An 18,630-nucleotide genomic window follows, 5' to 3' on the forward strand; every position below is an offset into this window, starting at 1 on the left:
TATAACCGCTACTGTTTGCTGATAAGTAAGCTCACATTCTCTCTATCTGGGCCTATTACCTTGAAGGAGTAAGTACCTTGTTCGGTAATATTTAGTGCTATATTGGCACCTACGGCTTCAAGTAGTGTTAGTTCATCAATTGCCACTACCGGCGTATCGCCTGCTCCACCGTAATCAACGGTACTCCAATCTTCAGACGCTACTTTAAATTCGTAGTCACCTGCTTCTAAATCTATTGATGTAGAGTAAATTGCATCACCCTCGTACATAAGCGGGTTATCAGTACTCCAGTCATTTAAGCTGCCGCGAATAAATACCGTTGTTTGTGCAAACATTTCAGCGTTGAGCACTTTTAGCGATACGTTATTTAAATCACTGGCGTCAAATATAAACTGGTATTCACCTTCTTCTGCAATGTCGATGGTCATATTCGCGCCCGCAACCGACAACTGCTCAGCGGTGCCAACCATTACACTGGCATCACCCTCAGCCGATCCATAATCAACCGTGCTCCAATCTTCTGACGCTACTTTAAATTCATAACTTGCAGCACTCAGTGTTTTAGTAAAGGTGTAAATGCCTTTACCTTTATAACTTAGCTCATCGGTTACTCCCCAGTCATTAAGCGTACCGCGCACATAAATAGCAGTGCCTATAAATGGCTCTTCGTTGTATAAAGTAAGCGTTGGATTTTCAGGGTTTGAAGCATCAAGTGAAAATACATAGGTTGCATCAATAGCAGCGCTGAATGTCATGTTTGCACCTGAGCGCGTTAATGCCTCACTTTGGTTTTCAACTACATCTTTATCAGCGTCAGTAAGCGCGCCAAAATCAACTGTAGACCAATCTTCAGAGGCAATTTTAAATTCGTAATCGCCAGCGCTCAGTGCAATTGCTATACGGTATTCACCCTCGCCAATATATTCAAATGCATCGCGTGTGCCCCAGTCGTTTAAAGTCCCGCGCACAAACACAGCGGTGCTGCCATAAGGTACTACATCAGGTGCACCCACTGTCGCATTTGCACTTAAACCAGCACCTTGGCTCTCACCTTGGTTTTTAGTAAATACAGCTAATGTGTAAGGCGGTACAGTAAATGTGCCTTCGTTATCGCCAGCAGCAAAATTGGCGCTAGCCATACTTGCATCAACACTGTTTTTTAATACATCGTGTAATTCAAAATCCGCTGCGGTGGCAATAGTATGGCTAAGGGTTTGCTCGGTTGCGTTAATCACGACAACAAGCGCGTCAAATGCAGGGTCTAAGTCTGTTAGCCCTTCGCCATCATCAATGCTCATTACAATTAAGCCATGTTGCTGCGCTTTACCTACGTTATGAAAACCCACTCGCTCAATAACATCTTGCTCTGTGGTTAATCTAAAGAGTGGGCTGCTACTACGTATTTGTAAAAATTCATTAAATACATCATGTGCAAAGGTAATATCTTGTGGCTGTGCAGCCGCTTGGGTATTAGCAGAAATAGGCATAATTTCTTGCCATTTCACTTCGTTGTCTTGCGCGGGTGGCAAGCCAATATTCCAGTTATTGGTATCTTGGGTAAAATCAACAAAGTTAAACCAGTCGCCCGAATCGTAGCTGTTACGATCCATCGATTTTGAACGTAGCAAGTCGGCGCCCATTTGCATAAATGGAATACCTTGGCTCATAAGAGGGAGTGCTAACGCCATATTATGAGCACGAACGCGCTGCTCAATACTCATGTTAGCGCTGTGTTTATATTGCAGCTGATCCCATAGTGTTTCGTTATCGTGTTTTGATACGTAATGAATGCTATCGGCAGGGTCTAGTGCATACGCCGTTGGCTGAGTATTCCAAGTAAAGCTATTACCCTTTACTGAGTTACCTTTAAAGTCTTTTAAAATGTAGTTTTGTAAATTACCCGCAAGCGACAAACGTAAAGTATCTTGCTCTGCTAAATTGCCATCTGTTGAGCTATTACTAAATAATGCGCCGCCGCGAACGGCTTCACGAATACGGTCGTTAAATGTACCTACTTCGCTACCGGCCATATCGGCTTGTTTGGCTTGTACAAATAATCGGTTATTTGCCACCTCACCAAAGTCCCAGCCTTCGCCATAAAAGTAGTTATCTTCATCAACGGCTTGCACTGCATCGCGTGCTGCAAGAATTGACGATTTTGGCATATGCCCCATTACATCAAATCTAAAGCTGTCATAGCCAAATTCGCGTGCCAAAATAACTAATGAATCACTAACAAACTTATCCATCATTACATGCTCTGTGGCTGTATTTTCACAACACGTTGAGCGCTCTATTTCACCACTTACTTCGTTATAACGGTGATAGTAACCCGGTACTAGTTTGTCAAATACCGATTTATCCCAAATACCCGACGATGTTGTATGGTTATAAACCACATCAAGCACTACGCGCAGACCAATAGATTGCAGTGATTGTACCATAGCGCGGGTTTCTTTAACGCGGGCAATGCCCTCTGGGCTTGATGCGTACGAGCCTTCAGGCGCTATAAAGTAATGCGGATCGTAACCCCAGTTAAAGCTATCTAAGCTGCGCATAGCATTAGCAAGTGCTTGTGCGTCATCTGAGCCTGGTAAATAACCGCTCATTAAATCAATAATGGTGCTGTTTTTATCTTGGGTTTTACACGCATCGGCTTCATCATTAATTTGCTCACATAAATCTCCTAGCGAATCGCTAATATCTACACGCTTACTGACGTCTTCATCTATGGTGCCAATATCAGTAATAGGTAATAAATGAAAATGCGTTAATCCATTTTGAGCCAAAGTTTGTAAGTGCTGCATAGGAGCACTATTTAGCTCAGTAAATGCAAGGTATTTACCGCGGTTAGCCTCTGTTACGCTGTTATCGCGCGCACTAAAGTCACGTACATGGCCCTCGTAAATAATCGCATCTTCTGGGTTTTCTACCGTAGGAATAAGGCGTGTATCCCACCCTTCGGGTTTAGTGTCTTCATCGGCTAAATTAATTAACTGGCTGTATAAACCATTGGTAGATACATTTAGTGAGTAAGGGTCTGTGCTCCAAAGCGACTCTATTTGCTGAGTCAGTGGATGGTAAACATCAAAATTAAAGCGGTAGTAATGGCGGTCGTATTGCATATCTAAACTTGCTTGCCAAATACCTGTCTGTGTATTTAATGTCATTGGCGTAGAGTGCACTTGTGTTTTTGCATCATCAAACACATTTAGCATCATGTTATTAGCGGTGGGTGCCCACACAGTTACATCAATCGCGTTATTGCCATAATTTACACCCAGCACAGCTTCATTAGCATCGTCTTCGCCTTGCGTGTAAAGGGCGTCGAGTGCTTTAGCGGTTTGAACATAGCTTGCTTCTAGAAGCTTACCTTCACTATCGTAACCTGCAATAACAAGCTGCGATTTAATAAGCGTTTTAGCCGTGCTTGTATCCCAACTTCCTTCGTATGCGTTCCAGGTGGTTAAATGCGGTACTTTTGCAGCCTGCTCATCAGTTATATTGCTTGATTGCAGCGTAACAGTATCGCCGTTTAAACCAGTATCAATATCCACTTCAAGCTGAGCGGTAGCTGATGAATGTAACTTAATTAGGCTTGTAAGCTCGTTACTTGGTTTATACAAAATAGTATTTAAATCAATCCAATGCGCTGAAGCACCTGTTATAGCAACTGCGCGTTCGCCTAAACTTAATATAGGGTATTCAAACACCGAAGGCTCGCCATGAATGGTAAAGTTCATACGCTGAAAGGTTTCATCGTCTTGCATCAGCGGCATGGTTAAATCCACATCACCAAACGCCTTACCTGACCCTTCTGTACCAATATGAATAATAAAATTGGCACATTCGTTATAACCCTCTTTAAGGTTAATTATCCAGTACGCACCGTAGTTTGGATCAATACCATCGTATTCATGGCCGTTAGCCCAATCACTGGTATCAAATGGTGGTGCATAAGCATCACACACATCGTTATTCCACGAATGTAATCGGTAACCTTCGTAGTTATCATCGGCTAAGCGGTTATAAAATAAAACCGCCTCTCCCTCCCCTGCAAATACAACAGGGTCTGGCAGGGTTGGGTCGGCGCCAACCACGCAACTTTCGTTATTTTCATCAGGTACTGTAGGTGCAGGGCACGATATAGGTTCGGGATCGACACATTGTGACCCCGCTTCATTAGGGACTTGTGGCACATTACAGGTAAGTAATGGTTCACCAGATTCAACATCACCTGTTCCACCACACGCTGCTAATAGCATTAACGCTAACGTTATTAGCAAATATTTAGACATAGTTATAATTTTCATTTTTAAACGCTCCGTTTGCTAATTAATGACTGTATGTAAAACCAAGGTAGAACTGACGACCAAAGTACTGAGTCGTCCCTGTTCGTTGCTCTGAGCCAAAGTAACTTTGGGTTGGTTCATCGGTTAAGTTATTAACTTGCAAAAGCATTGTTAGCGAGTCGCTAAAGCGATAAGAGGTTTGAAAGTCGACTACGGTTTCAGCATCAAAATTAACCACTTGCTCGTTAATGGCAACCTGCTCTGATACAAACTCATCGCGGTAGCGCACATTGAGGCGGGTTTCAAAATCATCCATTGAGTAAAAAAACGTGGCATTAAACACGTTATTAGATAGCCCAGGTAAAGATTGCGCTAACGTGTCGCCCCCTAAACTGGTGATCGATTCAATTTCACTCTCGGTGTATGAGTAACTTGCGTTAGCGCCTAAGCCATTAAATGGCTCAGGTAAAAAGGTAAACACTTGCGTATAAGCAAGCTCTAGCCCTCTGATATAGCCACCTTCACCGTTATTAACTGCCGTGGTATAAATACCGTTTATTGTCGCAACTTGCTCGCCACTAACTGGGTCTTCTATAGAGTCAGGTACGTTAAAGCCATTGCCTTTAAAGTCGAAGTTTTCGATTGATAAGGTTTCAACAAACGAGTCTATATTTTTATAAAATAACGCTGCTGCGATAGTGCCGTTACCTTCTTCAAAATAATATTCGTAAGATAAGTCGTACTGGTCGGCATAAAAGGGTTTTAAAAATGGGTTATTAGTACTTGAACCATTAATAACACCATCGTCACTTACGTTTGCACTGGCATCGCCCGCTAAGCGGTTAATTGGCGCACGCGACATTACTTTAGCCGCTGCAAAGCGCACAAGTGAATTGTCGTTAAGTTGCAGGTTTAAATTTAATGATGGTAAGTAGTCGGTGTATTTAGTGCCTAATACATTAGGTGCGTATAAATCATTTACAATGCCGTTCTCATCAACAATATTTTGCGCACCTAAGCGCGCATCGCCTGCTACGTTTTCTAGTACCGTTGCTGATTGGTCGGTTTCAACGCGGCGCACACCCACATTACCCGATAGGTCGAGCCCCCCTATTTGCGTGTTAATGTTTACCATAACGTACGCAGCTAGCACATCTTCAAACACCGAGCCGCTTTGTAGCAATGTCCACGAATAGTTAGTTGTGTAACCTTGCGCGTCGTCTACGCCATCGGCGTTGCCCCATGTTTGGACAGGCTCGGGCGTGCCATCTGGAAACCACGCATTGAGCGCTTTGTCTAAATCAATGGCTAAATACGACGGGAAATAACTAAACTCGCCCTGCCAGTCAACCACAGAAGCCATATCGTCGGTTAAACTCAAAGGCGGTTGCGTTGCTGAAAACGCCCCGTCGTTACCGTACTCAAATACCGAACGCTTTCGGCTGTATTCTCTATCTGAGTAGCGCGCACCAAACTCTACTGAGCTAAATATGTCGCTTTCTAGCTCGTATTTAAAATCTAGTCTAAATGCCGTTACTTCATCTTCTGTTTGATCTGGGTAAATACCATATTTGCTGACCATTACACGGTCTATATCGCTAAAGGCGGCCGCCTGATTAAACCCAACGTCAGGTAAGTTTAAGCCGTTTAATTGATAGTTAATTGCTACGTTGTTATCAAATACTGGCGTTTCTGCATTGGCATCTTCTGCTACTAAGCTCCACAGTAAGCCATTTCTAAAGTTACTTTTTGCGCGAGAAAGCGACACATCGGCATTTACGCTTAATCTATCGGTTACCTGCCAATCGGCATTAACGCCAAAACTATCTACTTCGTCAAAGTCTTGGTTGTCGTCGTTAACTATTTCAACGCGGGTATAGCTTTGCGAAGTGCGGTTAACCGCTGCGCCTATTACGGCATTACCATCGAGCTGAGCGTTAGCATATGCAGCTGTTGGCCCGCCTAATTTAACCCTCAGGCCACGGGCAAATGACTCTTTATCAAAGCGCGATAAAAATGCGTCACCTTTTAATTTAAAGTTATCTACCGGCGCCCACTCTATAGCTGCTAAGTAACCATTACGGGTTTCTTCGCCGCCTAAATGCTGTAGCTCAAAGCCTTCGCTAATGTATTCGTTTTCTGGATTAGCTAAAGGGCCATTGGTGTCGTTAGCTGCGCCATCAACGTCTTTTGTGTCGTTGTAAGCAAGGCCAATAAACTGCGTTGCTACACTTGGCTGAAACAAACGCGCATAGCCCAGCGCCACGCCTAATGTGTCGTCTAGGTATTTGCCTTGATACGAAAAACTAATTCGGTCGCCAAATTCAGTGGCATCCGATACCTCTGAGGCGCGGTCGTTATACATACCGCGCACATTAGCTACAAATTTATGTGTTTGGTCGTTATTGAGTGGGCTGGCGGTTTCAAGCTCTACCGTACCGGCCACGCCACCTTCAATAAGCGATGCTTTTGGCGATTTGTATACCACCGCAGAGCTAATTAATTCTGACGGATATTGGTCAAACTCAATACTGCGGCTGCCACTTGTAGATACTTGCTCGCGGCCATTAAGTGTTGAAAATACAAACCCGCCCGAAAGCCCACGTATATTAATTTGCGCCGCTTGTCCGCCCGTTCTTACTGCTGAAATGCCTGGTAATCGTGTAAGTGCATCGGCCATTGAAATATCAGGCAATGCCCCTAAATCATTGGCAGAAATTTGTTCTGACACCGTATCGCTAAAACGCTTTTGATTTAAAGATTGAATTAAACTGCGACTAAAGCCTCGCACTTCAATAATTTCTAAATCTTCAGCTTGTGTGCTGGGTGATTGATTTGTTGAGTCTTCGTTTGCAGCCAATGCACTATTTGCGGCAAATAAAGCCAGCATAAGTGCACTTAGTTTAAACTTGTCCATGTGTGTGAACCTTTGAGTTATTGTTGTCAGGTGTTGCTGTGTTGTTCAAAATACAACCAACAAATTGTAACTAAAAGGTAAAATTAATGTGATGAATACGTATGCAGGGCATGAGAGTTAGGCTGCAGGTGTATGCGCGTACATACACCTGCATTTGGAACGCTATTTAAAGGCTAAGCACCACTTTTATCGCAAGAGCAATAAACACAACACCCAGTATTTTATCAAGCCACGGGTTTTGCTTGGTAAATCCAAAGCGGTTTTTTGAAACCTCGGTCAGTAACGCCACCAGCAAGTACCAACCGGTATCAATTACAAACACAGTTAAACACATAATTATGCCCACACTTAAAGTAAGTAGCTGAGGGTCAATAAACTGTGAGAACAAGGCTAAAAAGAAAATCGCGAGCTTGGGGTTCAAAAAAGCAATGGCAAAACCATCTTGTAATGCTTTAGCTGCACTTACCTCACTTTTTTGTACTTCAAGTTCGTTATTGCTGGGTTTTGCTAGCAATATTTTTATACCTAAATACGCCAAATAGGCTGCGCCTAAATACACCAGTATTTGATAAACAGTCGGAAACTGCATCATTAAAGCGCCTAGCCCTAATAACGATGCACCAGCATACAAGCCAACGCCAGTACCATGACTGAGCGCGGCAAGCATTCCGTTTTTCATACTGCCGTTAAGTGAGTGCTTTAAAACCACCGCTAAACTTGGTCCTGGCGACATTGCGCCCATCATGCAAATAGCAGCTAGGCTTAACCATACTGTAAATGTCATTTAAAGCTCGTCAGTTTCAATAAGTAATGTATAACCGTGCACTTGCCCATAAAAACCTGCCAAGGGCACTGCGTTTATTACTTTCCAGCCATCTTGGTTTAATTCCTGTATGCGGTCATTCAGTGCGACTATATCTACCCCACCCAAAAAACGGGTCTTTCTAAATTCGATTACTTTTTGCATTTTAATCCTTGAGTATCTTATAACGTGTATTCAAAATCGTAGTAGTGAATCCCTTGCTCAATACGTATTTTCATACTGCCCGTTAACCCTTCTAGCTCATTAGTGCCAGAGTCGGGAATTACATTTAAAATTAGGCTGTCTTGGCCTTTATCCATAGTGCCAAAATGCTGCAGTACAAAACTGCCTTTTTTACCGTCAAGCTCGCCTATTACTTGCTCTATGGCAACATAACCGGCACTGCCTTGTGTGGGTGTCATGGCGCTTAGCATTTCGCCTTGGCTGGTGGCATTTAAGCTACCTTTAAATGTTTTATCTATCGACATACGCCCTAAATTAACGCCGTTTTGGCCGCTTGCGTAACCTTCAATTGGGGCTAGATTTACATTAAATTCTCCACTTACGGTTGCAGTAGTCATAACGTTTCCTTATTGGCTAATATTTAATAGTATTGATTTTTATTATCTTAGTGCCATATCTATACCTTAACCTTTAAAAAGAATCCACTATGTCAAAAAAAAGCCCTAAGCCCGAAAAAGCCGCTTTTAGTAGTTTATTACCTATTTTTGCTTTTATTAAACCGTATAAATGGATGGTAGTAGCGGCGCTTGGCGCCCTATTAGTAACAGCCGGTGTTAACTTATCATTAGGGCAAGGGGTTAAGTTTGTCATAGATCATGGCTTTATAGCTGGCTCCCAAGCGCAGCTACAACAAGCTGTATTGGTGCTTATTGGTTTAATTAGTTTATTGGCCGTGGGCACCTTTAGCCGCTTTTATTTAATGTCGTGGATTGGCGAGCGAGTCAGTAACGATATTCGCAAAGCCGTGTTTAATCGCATTGTTACTTTGCACCCAAGCTACTTTGAAGAAAACCGCAGTGGCGAGCTTATGTCGCGGTTAACAACCGATACAACATTACTGCAATCAATTATTGGTTCATCATTTTCTATGGCGCTTCGCAGTGTACTTATGCTGGTTGGTGGACTTGCTATGCTGTTGTTTACTAATTTAAAACTTACTTTAGTGGTTGTTGCTTGTGTGCCGTTGGTACTTGTTCCTATGATGATATTTGGTAAAAAGGTGCGCAAACTTGCAAGCTCCAGCCAAGATGCCATAGCCGATATAAGCACCTATGCCGGCGAGATCATTCAAAATATTAAAGTTGTGCAAAGCTATAGCCACGAAGAGCAAGAGCAGCACGCTTTTGCACTTGAAACCGAAAAAGCCTTTAATGTGGCTAAAAGCCGTATTAAGCAACGTTCGTTTTTAATTGCAGCGGTAATATTTTTAACTTTTAGCGCTATTAGCGCAATGCTGTGGGTCGGCGGCAGCGACGTATTAGCAGGTACCATGACTGGCGGTGAGCTAGGAGCCTTTGTGTTTTACGCTATTATGGTGGCAATGTCGGTGGCAACCGTTGCTGAAGTATATGGCGAACTACAACGCGCAGCAGGCGCAGCTGCAAGATTACTTGAGTTACTTGCTGTTAAAAGTGAGATAGAAAACCCACTAAATCCACAAGATAGTAACTTACTAAAAAATAGTAACAGCCCTGCTATTACGCTTGAGAATATAAGCTTTAACTACCCTTCTCGCCCAGACGTAAGCGCACTTAATAAAATAAGTTTAAATATTCTTCAAGGCCAAACTGTGGCTATTGTTGGCCCTTCTGGCGCAGGTAAAACAACCTTATTTGAATTACTACAGCGCTTTTACGATCCGGCTAGCGGAGCCATTAAATTTAAAGATATAAACATTAAAGAATTATCGCTTAATACCCTCAGAGGTAAAATGGGTATGGTAGCGCAAAACCCTATTTTATTTAGCTCCGATGTAATGCATAACATTCGCTACGGCAACCCAAATGCAAGTGACGAGCAAGTATATGCCGCTGCAAAACATGCTCATGCAGATGAATTTATTAAACAATTACCGCAAGGTTATAACAGTTTTTTAGGTGAGCAAGGTGTGAGGTTATCGGGTGGGCAAAAGCAGCGTATTGTACTGGCACGCGCTATTTTAAAAGACCCTGAAATACTGCTTTTAGATGAAGCCACCAGCGCACTCGATGCTCAAAGTGAGCACCATGTACAAGCAGCGCTTGAGCATTTAATGCAAAACCGCACCACGCTTATTATTGCCCATAGACTAGCAACGGTTAAACATGCCGATGTGATTGTGGTAATGGAAAATGGAGAGATTATAGCAACGGGTACCCACCAAGAATTAGTAGCAAGTAACCCGTTGTATCAAAAACTGTGTGAATTACAGCTTAATAAAGACTAATTATTCTTCTGTGTTTGGCACTATTTGAATTTCTACACGGCGGTTTTGAGCACGGCCATTTGCACTATCGTTAGTCGCAATTGGACGTGTTTCGCCATAACCCATAGTACTTACACGCTCAGCCATAATCTGCTGGTTCACTAAGTAGTTTTTAACGCTTTGAGCACGTTCACGCGATAGGTTCATGTTGTAGCTGTCTTTACCTGTGCTATCTGTGTGGCCTTCAATACTTAGGTACGTTTTTTCGTATTTGTTCATCACTTTAGCAATAGCATCTAAGGTATCGTTAAAGCCAGACGAAATATAAGATTGGTCGGTCGCAAACGTAATATTAGATGGCATAACTAAACGCAAGTTATCTCCTTCACGTACAACTTCAACACCAGAGCCTGCAAGTTCATCACGAAATGCTTCTTCTTGCTTATCCATGTAGTTACCCACTGCAGCGCCAGCTAGTGCGCCGATAGCTGCGCCTATGAAAATACGCTTATCTTTATGGTTACTTGTTGCTTTACCTAATACGCCACCCGCTGCTGCGCCAATAGCCGCACCTTTGCCGGTGTTATTCATTTCACAACCAGAAAGTAATACAGCTACTACGGTTACGCTTAAAAGTGATTTAGTTAAAGTCATGGTGATACCCTATTCATTAAGAATTTAGCAAGAGTATGCAAATACATGTATGAACAAACTATGAAGAGAGTGTTAAAAGCAGCGCATCTTGCTTGATTGTTAAACAGACCTCAAACTAATGTGCCGTTTTAATAAAAATGTCATACTACGCTGTGACAATTTAATGAATTTTACAAAGGATATTGGCGCAATGTTAATTGCTATTTTTAGACAATTTTTTTTACTAGGGTGCATGAGTTTTGGTGGCCCCGCTGCGCATTTAGGCTATTTTAAGCGCCACTTTGTAGATTCGTTAAATTGGCTAACTAACACCCGTTACGCACAACTTATTAGTTTAAGCCAAGCATTACCAGGGCCAGGCTCTAGCCAAGTTAGTTTTGCTATTGGTGTTGAGCGTGCAGGAGTACTGGGTGGTATAGCTGCTTTTGTAGGCTTTACCTTGCCTTCGTTTTTAATAATGGTGCTGCTTGCGGTTAGTGCCCATCAGTTTGACGCTGTTTACTTTGCAATTATTGCAGGCTTAAAGTTATTTGCCGTTGTTATAGTCGCGGATGCAACACTTAGTATGGCTAAAAGCTTTTGTACAAGTGCTGCGCTTAAGTTACTTGCGATAATGAGTACACTTGCCTTGGTGTTATTTCCAATGATGGGAACTCAAATAGCGATTTTAATCACTGCAGCAACAGTAGGTGCTATATGGCCTTTATTAAAACTTGGCACAGTAGCAGACGATGTTAGCAGTAAAAACAGTAATATTAATTGGATTGCACTGGGGTTATTTGCGCTCTTACTTGGGGTTAGCTTTATTCCACTAGGGCATGAGTTTGCTTTGTTTATCCCTTTTTACCAAGCGGGTGCAATGGTGTTTGGCGGCGGACACGTAGTACTGCCGGTACTTCAAGCTGGCGTACCAGCATTGAGTGATGATCAGTTTTTAAGTGCTTACGCGAGTGCACAGGCAGTGCCAGGGCCAATGTTTACTATTGCTACTTACTTAGGCGCACAACTTACTTCTGAGCAACCTTTAGTGGGTGCCCTTATAGCTACACTGCTTATATTTATGCCTGGTTTTTTACTTATACTGGCGTTTCAGAAGAGTTGGATTAATTTGGCAAGTAAGCCACATTTTGCAAGTTCAATAGCGGCGCTTAATGCAGCGGTAGTCGGTTTTTTAGCGGCCGCATTGTATTCACCAATTTGGACATCGGCTGTGCATAACCTTTGGCAGGTTGCGTTACTAATAATTACATTTGCATGGCTGCGATTTAAAAAGCCACCTATTTGGTGGCTCTTAGCTTTATTTATTGCTGTGGGTCTTTTGCAGCACTATTTGCCATCACTCTAAATGTTGGCTTATCTGTTTGTTGCTCGTTAGGAGGGCTTAATTGCCCACTAACACTTTGATATGCCCTAAGCCCAAACACTGGCAATACTGCAAGTAAATGGTCCATTATTTCGGCTTGTAGATGCTCGTACGAAATCCAGCGTTTGTCTTCACTAAAGCAATAAAACTCAATCGGTAACCCGTGGTTCATTGGTTGTAGCTCTCGTACCATTAACGTAAGCGACGTATTAATTTTACTGTGCTGCTTTAAATAGCCCTCAGCATAACGACGAAACAGCCCTAAATTAGAAACTTGAGCGGGTAATGTCGTCACTCGGATATAGTCATGAAGCGGAATAGCCGCATCTATCTGCTTTCTAAATTCATCACTTACTAAACAAATACTGTGCATATCTATATTAAGTGAACGTTTAATACGTCTACCGCCCGACTCTTGCATACCGCGCCAGTTTTTAAACGAACCCGCAACTAGCATATAAGTTGGAATAGTTGTAATGGTGTTATCCCAGTTACGTACCTTTACAGTGTTTAAACCCAAATCAATTACTTCGCCATCGGCGCCATAGTTTTCTACTTGAATCCAATCACCATAGGTTACTAGGCGATTTGCTGCGATTTGAATACTAGCTACAAAGCCTAAAATAGTGTCTTTAAATACTAATAACGTAACAGCAGCAATAGCACCAAAGCCAGAGAGAATATAAGTGGGTGACTTCTCAAGGAAAATACTTACAATTAAAATAGCACACACAATAAAGGTGATTAGCTTAACAACCTGAATTAAGCCCTGAATAGGGACTTCGCGTGCAAACTCCAATTGGTTATAAATAGAACCCGCAATGCTTACAATACTGCTAAAAATAAAACCTACATGAATAATTAGTATGGCTTGGCCAACCGTTTTCAAAATTTCAGCGGTCAGCTCATTAACCGGATAAACACTGTCAAAGGTCGCCAAAAATAATACGCAGCAAAGCATACCTGCAATACGTCTATTAAGCTTATTAAGCATAGGCGACAACGAACCAATACGTTGAGGCGAAAGCTTAGTTACCACTTTTTGAATGCCTGGTAACATTAACCTACGAGTAAATAAGTAAACAATTAATAAAGAAAAAATCCCTATTGAAACTGCGGTAATAGAACTAAGAAAATCCGCATCGGGTACTTTTTCAAACCAAGGAGCGATTAACTCCTGTAGGTGGGTGTTGGTCATAGTGTTTCAATTTCCTTACTGATTTGTGGTTCAGGTAAATCTTGTTGAGCATAAATATCGGCAAGCTGCTGATCTTTTGCAACCCATAGCTCATTCACATAATGTTGAAAATTAGCTTTAAATACGTCATCGGTTTGATAGCTGCCCTGCATATTGTCATTAATGGGCGTTACGTCTATTGAAACATAAATAGAATCTAGCTCGCCTTTGAGTAAGTTCCGACAAACGTGATCTGTTTTACCGCTATACACTAAACTTGTATTTAGCATGGCATCAAATTGGTTGGCTAGCACTTCAAGCGCAAAAGCAATGCCACCCGCTTTGGGTTTTAATAAGTGCTTAAAAGGACTTTGCTGCAGATTATGCTTAGCTGGCGTAAAGCGTGTGCCTTCAACAAAATTAACGATGGTAGTAGGATAGTGACGAAAATTGCGACAGCTGTGCTTTGTGCGCTCTACATCCAACCCTTTCAATTTTGGGTTTTTAGCAAGCTGTGCTTTGCTTACCCGTTTCATAAACGGCATACCCATAGCCCACGCACCAGTGCCAATAAAAGGCACGTATTTTAATTCATCTTTTAAAAAAAACTTAGGGGCTGGTAATGCATGTAATGAGCTAAGCACGGTTATATCTAACCAACTCGTGTGATTACATATAAGTAAATACCAACTTTTTGAATTTAAATCGCCACTTATATCAACCACAATATTAGGACAACCTAGCCACAAGCCAAACCGATTGCCATTACACCACCCTCGATAAGCGCTGTGCAATAAAGAGTTAACAACAGACAAAGGCAGTAATAACTTAATAAGCCCTAGTACAAATACTAGCGAGCCAAAAAGCATTACATTAGAAAACAATACGCAGCCCACAATTAAGCCGTTAAGCCAATTTGGTAACCACTTTTTTAGCATAACTGTAAGCTCATATTTTTGCCTTTTATTTGGGGTGTTTTTCGAGCGATTGTAATGTTTGCTCTTTATTTTCCCATAAACGATTTAGCTCGCTTTGAAAGCGTACTCTAAATTCAGAATCGCCGGTGTAGTCACCAATAAGCTCTTCGCTTACAGGCCTTACATCCACGTGTACGTTGATATTTTTTACCTTACCACCTGCAAAATCCATGAATGTAGGAATGCCATCTGGGTAATGAATGGTAACGTTAACCACTTTAGTAATTTGCTCGCCCATCGCTTGCATTACAAAAGCAATACCGCCCGCTTTTGGTTTTAATAAATGTGGAAACGGGCTATTTTGGCGCGCGTGCTTTTGTGTAGTAAAACGAGTGCCTTCTACAAAGTTAACCACACTTACTGGCATCTCTTTAAATTTTTCGCAGGCTTTACGCGTGGTTTCTAAGTCTTTGCCTCGCAGCTTTGGATTCTTTTTTAATTGGCTTTTACTCGTGCGAGTCATAAACGGAAAATCAAGCGCCCACCAACACAAACCTAGAATAGGCACGTAAATAAGCTCTTTTTTCAAAAAGAAGTTTAAAAATGGAATTTTACGGTTAAACACGCGCTGCAATACTAAAATATCGACCCAGCTTTGGTGATTTGCAATTACTAGGTACCAATCCTTTAGCTTAAGGTCTTCAAGGCCAGTTACATTAAGTTTAGTTGGCGTAAATAACTTTTGATTTAAGCTATTAAAGGTTACCCAAATAGTTGCAAATTGCTTTGCAGCCCAGCTCATAACCTTTTGTAGAGGCTTAATAGGTATAAGCTTTATAAGCCCACAAATAAAAATAGGCACAAACCAAAAAAGTGTGTTTATTGTGTAAAAAATAATACTAAATACACCGCGAATAACTGACATTACTTCCATTCCTTTAAACATTGCGCAGCCACTAATACTGCGCTTTCAGTTGCTTACAAATTAATCTTCAAAATAGGTATAGCCTTCAAGGCCTGCATTAAGCTCAGCTAAATAACCTTCTTTACACTGCGCTGATACATCAAGTTTATTAACTTGGTACGCAAAGTTGTCAGCTAAAATGGCGCTATCATAGTCAACAAACTTTAATACATCCTTAACGCTATCACCTTTTATGGCATTGGTTAACACATAACCTTCATCGTTAAGCTCTACATGCACAGAATCAGTGTCACCAAATAGGTTATGTAAATCGCCTAAAATTTCTTGATATGCACCCACCATAAACATAGCAATGTGGTATTGCTCACCGTGTTTATATTCTGGTATTGGTAGGCTGGTTTCGATACCTGCGCCTTCAACGTATTCGCGGATTTGCCCGTCAGAGTCACAGGTAATATCTTGAATAATCGCGCGCTGAGTCAATGGTTGAGTTAAGTTTTCGATTGGCATAACCGGAAACAACTGCTGAATACCCCATACATCAGGCAATGACTGAAATAATGAAAAGTTAACAAAGAGTTTATCGGCAAGCTTTTCGTTTAAATCGTCGAGGACTTCACGGTGCGCGCGCGCATTATTACTAAGCGATGCACGTACACGATGTAAAATAGTAAAGTAAAGCTGCTCTATTTTCGCCCACTCTAGCATGCTTACTAAGCCATGCACGTACTGATCGTGCGCTTCGCTAAATAAGTGCATAGCGTCGTGATAAATCTCAAGTGCCATACGCGGGTTTAAACGCTGTAAACACTGCCACATTTCATCAAGCACTAACGCGCTATTTTCAAGCGGTGGCTCTGGATTTAAATGATTGGGCGCTTTTTCTACGTCAATTACATCGGTAATTAATACCGCATGGTGAGCGGTTAAAGCGCGCCCCGATTCGGTGATAATGGCCGGATGCGTAAGGTTATGCTGATCGCACACCTCTGCAAATGCATTCACTACATTACGCGCGTACTCTTCTACGGTGTAATTCATTGAACACGCACTGCGTGAGCCAGAGCCCTCGTAATCAACGCCTAAGCCGCCGCCTACATCAACGGTGTTTAACGGTACGTTTAATTGTGTAAGCTCAGCAAAGTGGCGTGCACATTCACGCAAAGCACGGTGAATATCACGAATGTTGGCAATTTGAGAACCAATATGAAAATGCACCATTTGCATTAAGTGCAGCTTATTATGCTTTTTCAGCACTTCAACAGCACTTAGTACTTGGCCTGCCGTTAAACCAAACTTGCCTTTTTCGCCGCCCGTGTTTTGCCACTTGCCTTTGCCTACTGAATTTAGGCGAATACGAATACCAATAGCAGGTTCAATGCCTAGGTTGTCTATTTCTTCAAGTAGTGTGGTTAGTTCTGAAAGCTTCTCTACCACAATTTTTACGCTGTGGCCCATTGCTTGACCAATACATGCTAAGCGTAAAAACTCACTGTCTTTATAGCCGTTACACACAATAGTGATTGGCTCTTTTGCTACGCCCAAAATAGCCATAAGTTCTGGCTTTGAGCCTGCTTCTAGGCCAACAAGCCCGCTTGGATGCGCTAATAGCTTACTTACTACAGAACGTTGCTGATTTACTTTAATTGGGTAAACACAGGTGTATTTACCGTTATATTCACGATTTGCTCGCGCTTGCGTAAACGCATTAGTAAGGGTGTCTACACGATTTTTTAAAATATCGGTAAAGCGTACTAAAACCGGCAACGTTAAACCTTGTTGTTTAAACTGCTCTGTTAATTGCGTTAAAGAAATGGCCGGTTTTGTTTGGTCGCCATCTGGGTAAGCCACCAGTTCGCCTTGTGCGTTAATATCAAAATAACCATCACTCCAATGAGCAACGTTATAAGTGGCGCGTGCTGTTTCTAAACCCCAGGTCATGGCAACTCTTCTTTAGTCAATTAGGTATAAAGGCGCATTTTAATACGTCACTATCCACTAGGCTAACAAAAATTGAACTTTCACTCACTCCTAACTAACTTTATTCGTCAAATCAGTTAAAATGTCATTGAGCAAAACGCCAAGCACTGGCAGAATTGCCCCTTTTTCATACTCAACCTAAAAAAGTGTAATAGTAACTATGGCAAATTTAGATCAAAGTAAGTGGTTTACTGAAATTAGCGACCGCGATGGCAGCGCATTTTCATTACGTATTAATAAAAAGTTAGATGAAAAACAGTCTCCTTTTCAAAAGGTAGAAATGTTTGAAACCACAGACTTTGGTAATTTAATGATCATCGACGGGTGTACTATGGTAACAACCCGCGAAAACTTCTTTTACCATGAGATGATCAGCCACCCTGCACTTTTAGCGCACCCAAACCCTAAAAACGTCGTTATTATTGGCGGCGGCGACTGCGGTACTTTACGCGAAGTATTAAAACACCCAGGCGTAGAAACTGTAACGCAAATAGATATAGACGAAGTAGTAACGCAAATGTCGTTAAAATACTTCCCAGAGCTTTGTGAATCTAACAACGACGCCCGTGCAACGGTTATGTTTGACGACGGTATTAAATACATGCGCGAAGCCGCTGGCGAATCTATCGACGTGGTTATTGTTGATGGCACCGATCCGGTGGGTCCAGGTGAAGGTTTATTTAATCATGCGTTTTACACAAGCTGTTTAGATGCACTGCGCCCAGGTGGTATTTTAGTACAACAAAGCGAATCACCTCTTATGCATATGCCATTATTAGTTGAAATGCGCGAAGCAATGCTAAGCGTAGGCTTTAACGATTTACAAACACTGCCATTCCCACAACCAATTTACCCAAGCGGTTTATGGTCGGTAACACTTGCACGTAAATCACAAGCATTTGACGGTTTTAGAGAAGACGGCGCAGCACAAATAGCTGAGCAAAGTGAATACTACAACAGCGGTATTCATCATGGTGCACTCGCTACACCTAACTACATGAAACGCGCTTTTGATAAAAAATAATACTAATTCACTTTAGGCTTTGTTGACTTCTCAAGGTTAAAATTGCATTAAAAAAGGGACTTTTAAAGTCCCTTTTTATTTTTATAATGACGATTCAAACTGAACTCTAGCTAGCAAACAACATAAGTACAGTTATATTTCAAAACCTTAA

At 41.9% G+C, this 18,630-nt stretch carries 13 protein-coding genes; 3 read left to right on the top strand and 10 right to left on the bottom strand.

The features are described 5' to 3' along the window. Window positions 1-8: 8 nt before the first annotated feature. The 5 genes from GQR47_RS16250 to GQR47_RS16270 all read right to left on the bottom strand — a co-directional run bounded on the left by GQR47_RS16250 (window position 9) and on the right by GQR47_RS16270 (window position 8,592). Window positions 9-4,313, bottom strand: a complete 4,305-nt coding sequence (locus tag GQR47_RS16250) for an alpha-1,6-glucosidase domain-containing protein (protein WP_165724136.1) — start codon at window positions 4,311-4,313, stop codon at window positions 9-11. Between the two features lie 22 nt (window positions 4,314-4,335). Next, window positions 4,336-7,209, bottom strand: a complete 2,874-nt coding sequence (locus tag GQR47_RS16255) for a TonB-dependent receptor (protein ID WP_165724138.1) — start codon at window positions 7,207-7,209, stop codon at window positions 4,336-4,338. Between the two features lie 166 nt (window positions 7,210-7,375). Further along, window positions 7,376-7,993: a LysE family translocator gene (locus GQR47_RS16260; RefSeq protein WP_024604487.1), complete on the bottom strand. Its 618-nt coding sequence runs from the start codon at window positions 7,991-7,993 to the stop codon at window positions 7,376-7,378. After that, on the bottom strand, window positions 7,994-8,176 hold the full coding sequence (locus GQR47_RS16265; RefSeq protein ID WP_024604488.1) for a hypothetical protein: 183 nt from the start codon (window positions 8,174-8,176) through the stop codon (window positions 7,994-7,996). It abuts the gene before it with no gap. 17 nt (window positions 8,177-8,193) lie between these two features. Then, a complete protein-coding gene (locus GQR47_RS16270; protein WP_024604489.1) occupies window positions 8,194-8,592 on the bottom strand; it encodes a DUF3224 domain-containing protein in 399 nt (132 codons plus the stop codon). A gap of 89 nt (window positions 8,593-8,681) precedes the next feature. Between GQR47_RS16270 and GQR47_RS16275 the strand changes: the two genes are divergently transcribed. Beyond that, a complete protein-coding gene (locus GQR47_RS16275) occupies window positions 8,682-10,460 on the top strand; it encodes an ABC transporter transmembrane domain-containing protein (protein ID WP_165724140.1) in 1,779 nt (592 codons plus the stop codon). Here GQR47_RS16275 and GQR47_RS16280 read toward each other — a convergent pair whose 3' ends face one another. Further along, window positions 10,461-11,093 carry an OmpA family protein gene (locus GQR47_RS16280; RefSeq protein WP_002959537.1) on the bottom strand — a complete coding sequence of 211 codons (633 nt, stop codon included), beginning with the start codon at window positions 11,091-11,093 and terminating at the stop codon, window positions 10,461-10,463. 190 nt (window positions 11,094-11,283) lie between these two features. Between GQR47_RS16280 and chrA the strand changes: the two genes are divergently transcribed. Then, on the top strand, window positions 11,284-12,438 hold the full coding sequence (gene chrA, locus GQR47_RS16285; RefSeq protein ID WP_165724158.1) for a chromate efflux transporter: 1,155 nt from the start codon (window positions 11,284-11,286) through the stop codon (window positions 12,436-12,438). Here the strand turns inward: chrA and GQR47_RS16290 are convergent. The 4 genes from GQR47_RS16290 to speA are packed head-to-tail and all read right to left on the bottom strand — an operon-like array spanning window position 12,395 to window position 17,416. Then, window positions 12,395-13,654, bottom strand: a complete 1,260-nt coding sequence (locus tag GQR47_RS16290) for a mechanosensitive ion channel domain-containing protein (RefSeq protein ID WP_002959539.1) — start codon at window positions 13,652-13,654, stop codon at window positions 12,395-12,397. The genes chrA and GQR47_RS16290 overlap by 44 nt on opposite strands. Next, window positions 13,651-14,571 (bottom strand): acetyltransferase, encoded by a 921-nt coding sequence (locus GQR47_RS16295; RefSeq protein WP_002959541.1) that lies wholly within the window; start codon window positions 14,569-14,571, stop codon window positions 13,651-13,653. Before GQR47_RS16295 ends, GQR47_RS16290 begins: the two co-directional genes overlap by 4 nt. 25 nt (window positions 14,572-14,596) lie before the next feature. Next, window positions 14,597-15,475, bottom strand: coding sequence for an acyltransferase (locus GQR47_RS16300; protein WP_024604493.1), 879 nt, complete (start codon window positions 15,473-15,475; stop codon window positions 14,597-14,599). A gap of 60 nt (window positions 15,476-15,535) precedes the next feature. Continuing rightward, window positions 15,536-17,416, bottom strand: a complete 1,881-nt coding sequence (gene speA / locus GQR47_RS16305) for a biosynthetic arginine decarboxylase (protein ID WP_002959544.1) — start codon at window positions 17,414-17,416, stop codon at window positions 15,536-15,538. Between the two features lie 199 nt (window positions 17,417-17,615). On the opposite strand from speA, the gene speE reads away from it, so the two are divergent. Beyond that, a complete protein-coding gene (speE, locus tag GQR47_RS16310; RefSeq protein ID WP_008138747.1) occupies window positions 17,616-18,479 on the top strand; it encodes a polyamine aminopropyltransferase in 864 nt (287 codons plus the stop codon). The last annotated feature ends 151 nt before the right edge of the window (window positions 18,480-18,630 follow it).

The sequence above is a fragment of the Pseudoalteromonas sp. Z1A2 genome (assembly GCF_011378755.1).
GTDB classification, from domain to species: domain Bacteria; phylum Pseudomonadota; class Gammaproteobacteria; order Enterobacterales; family Alteromonadaceae; genus Pseudoalteromonas; species Pseudoalteromonas distincta.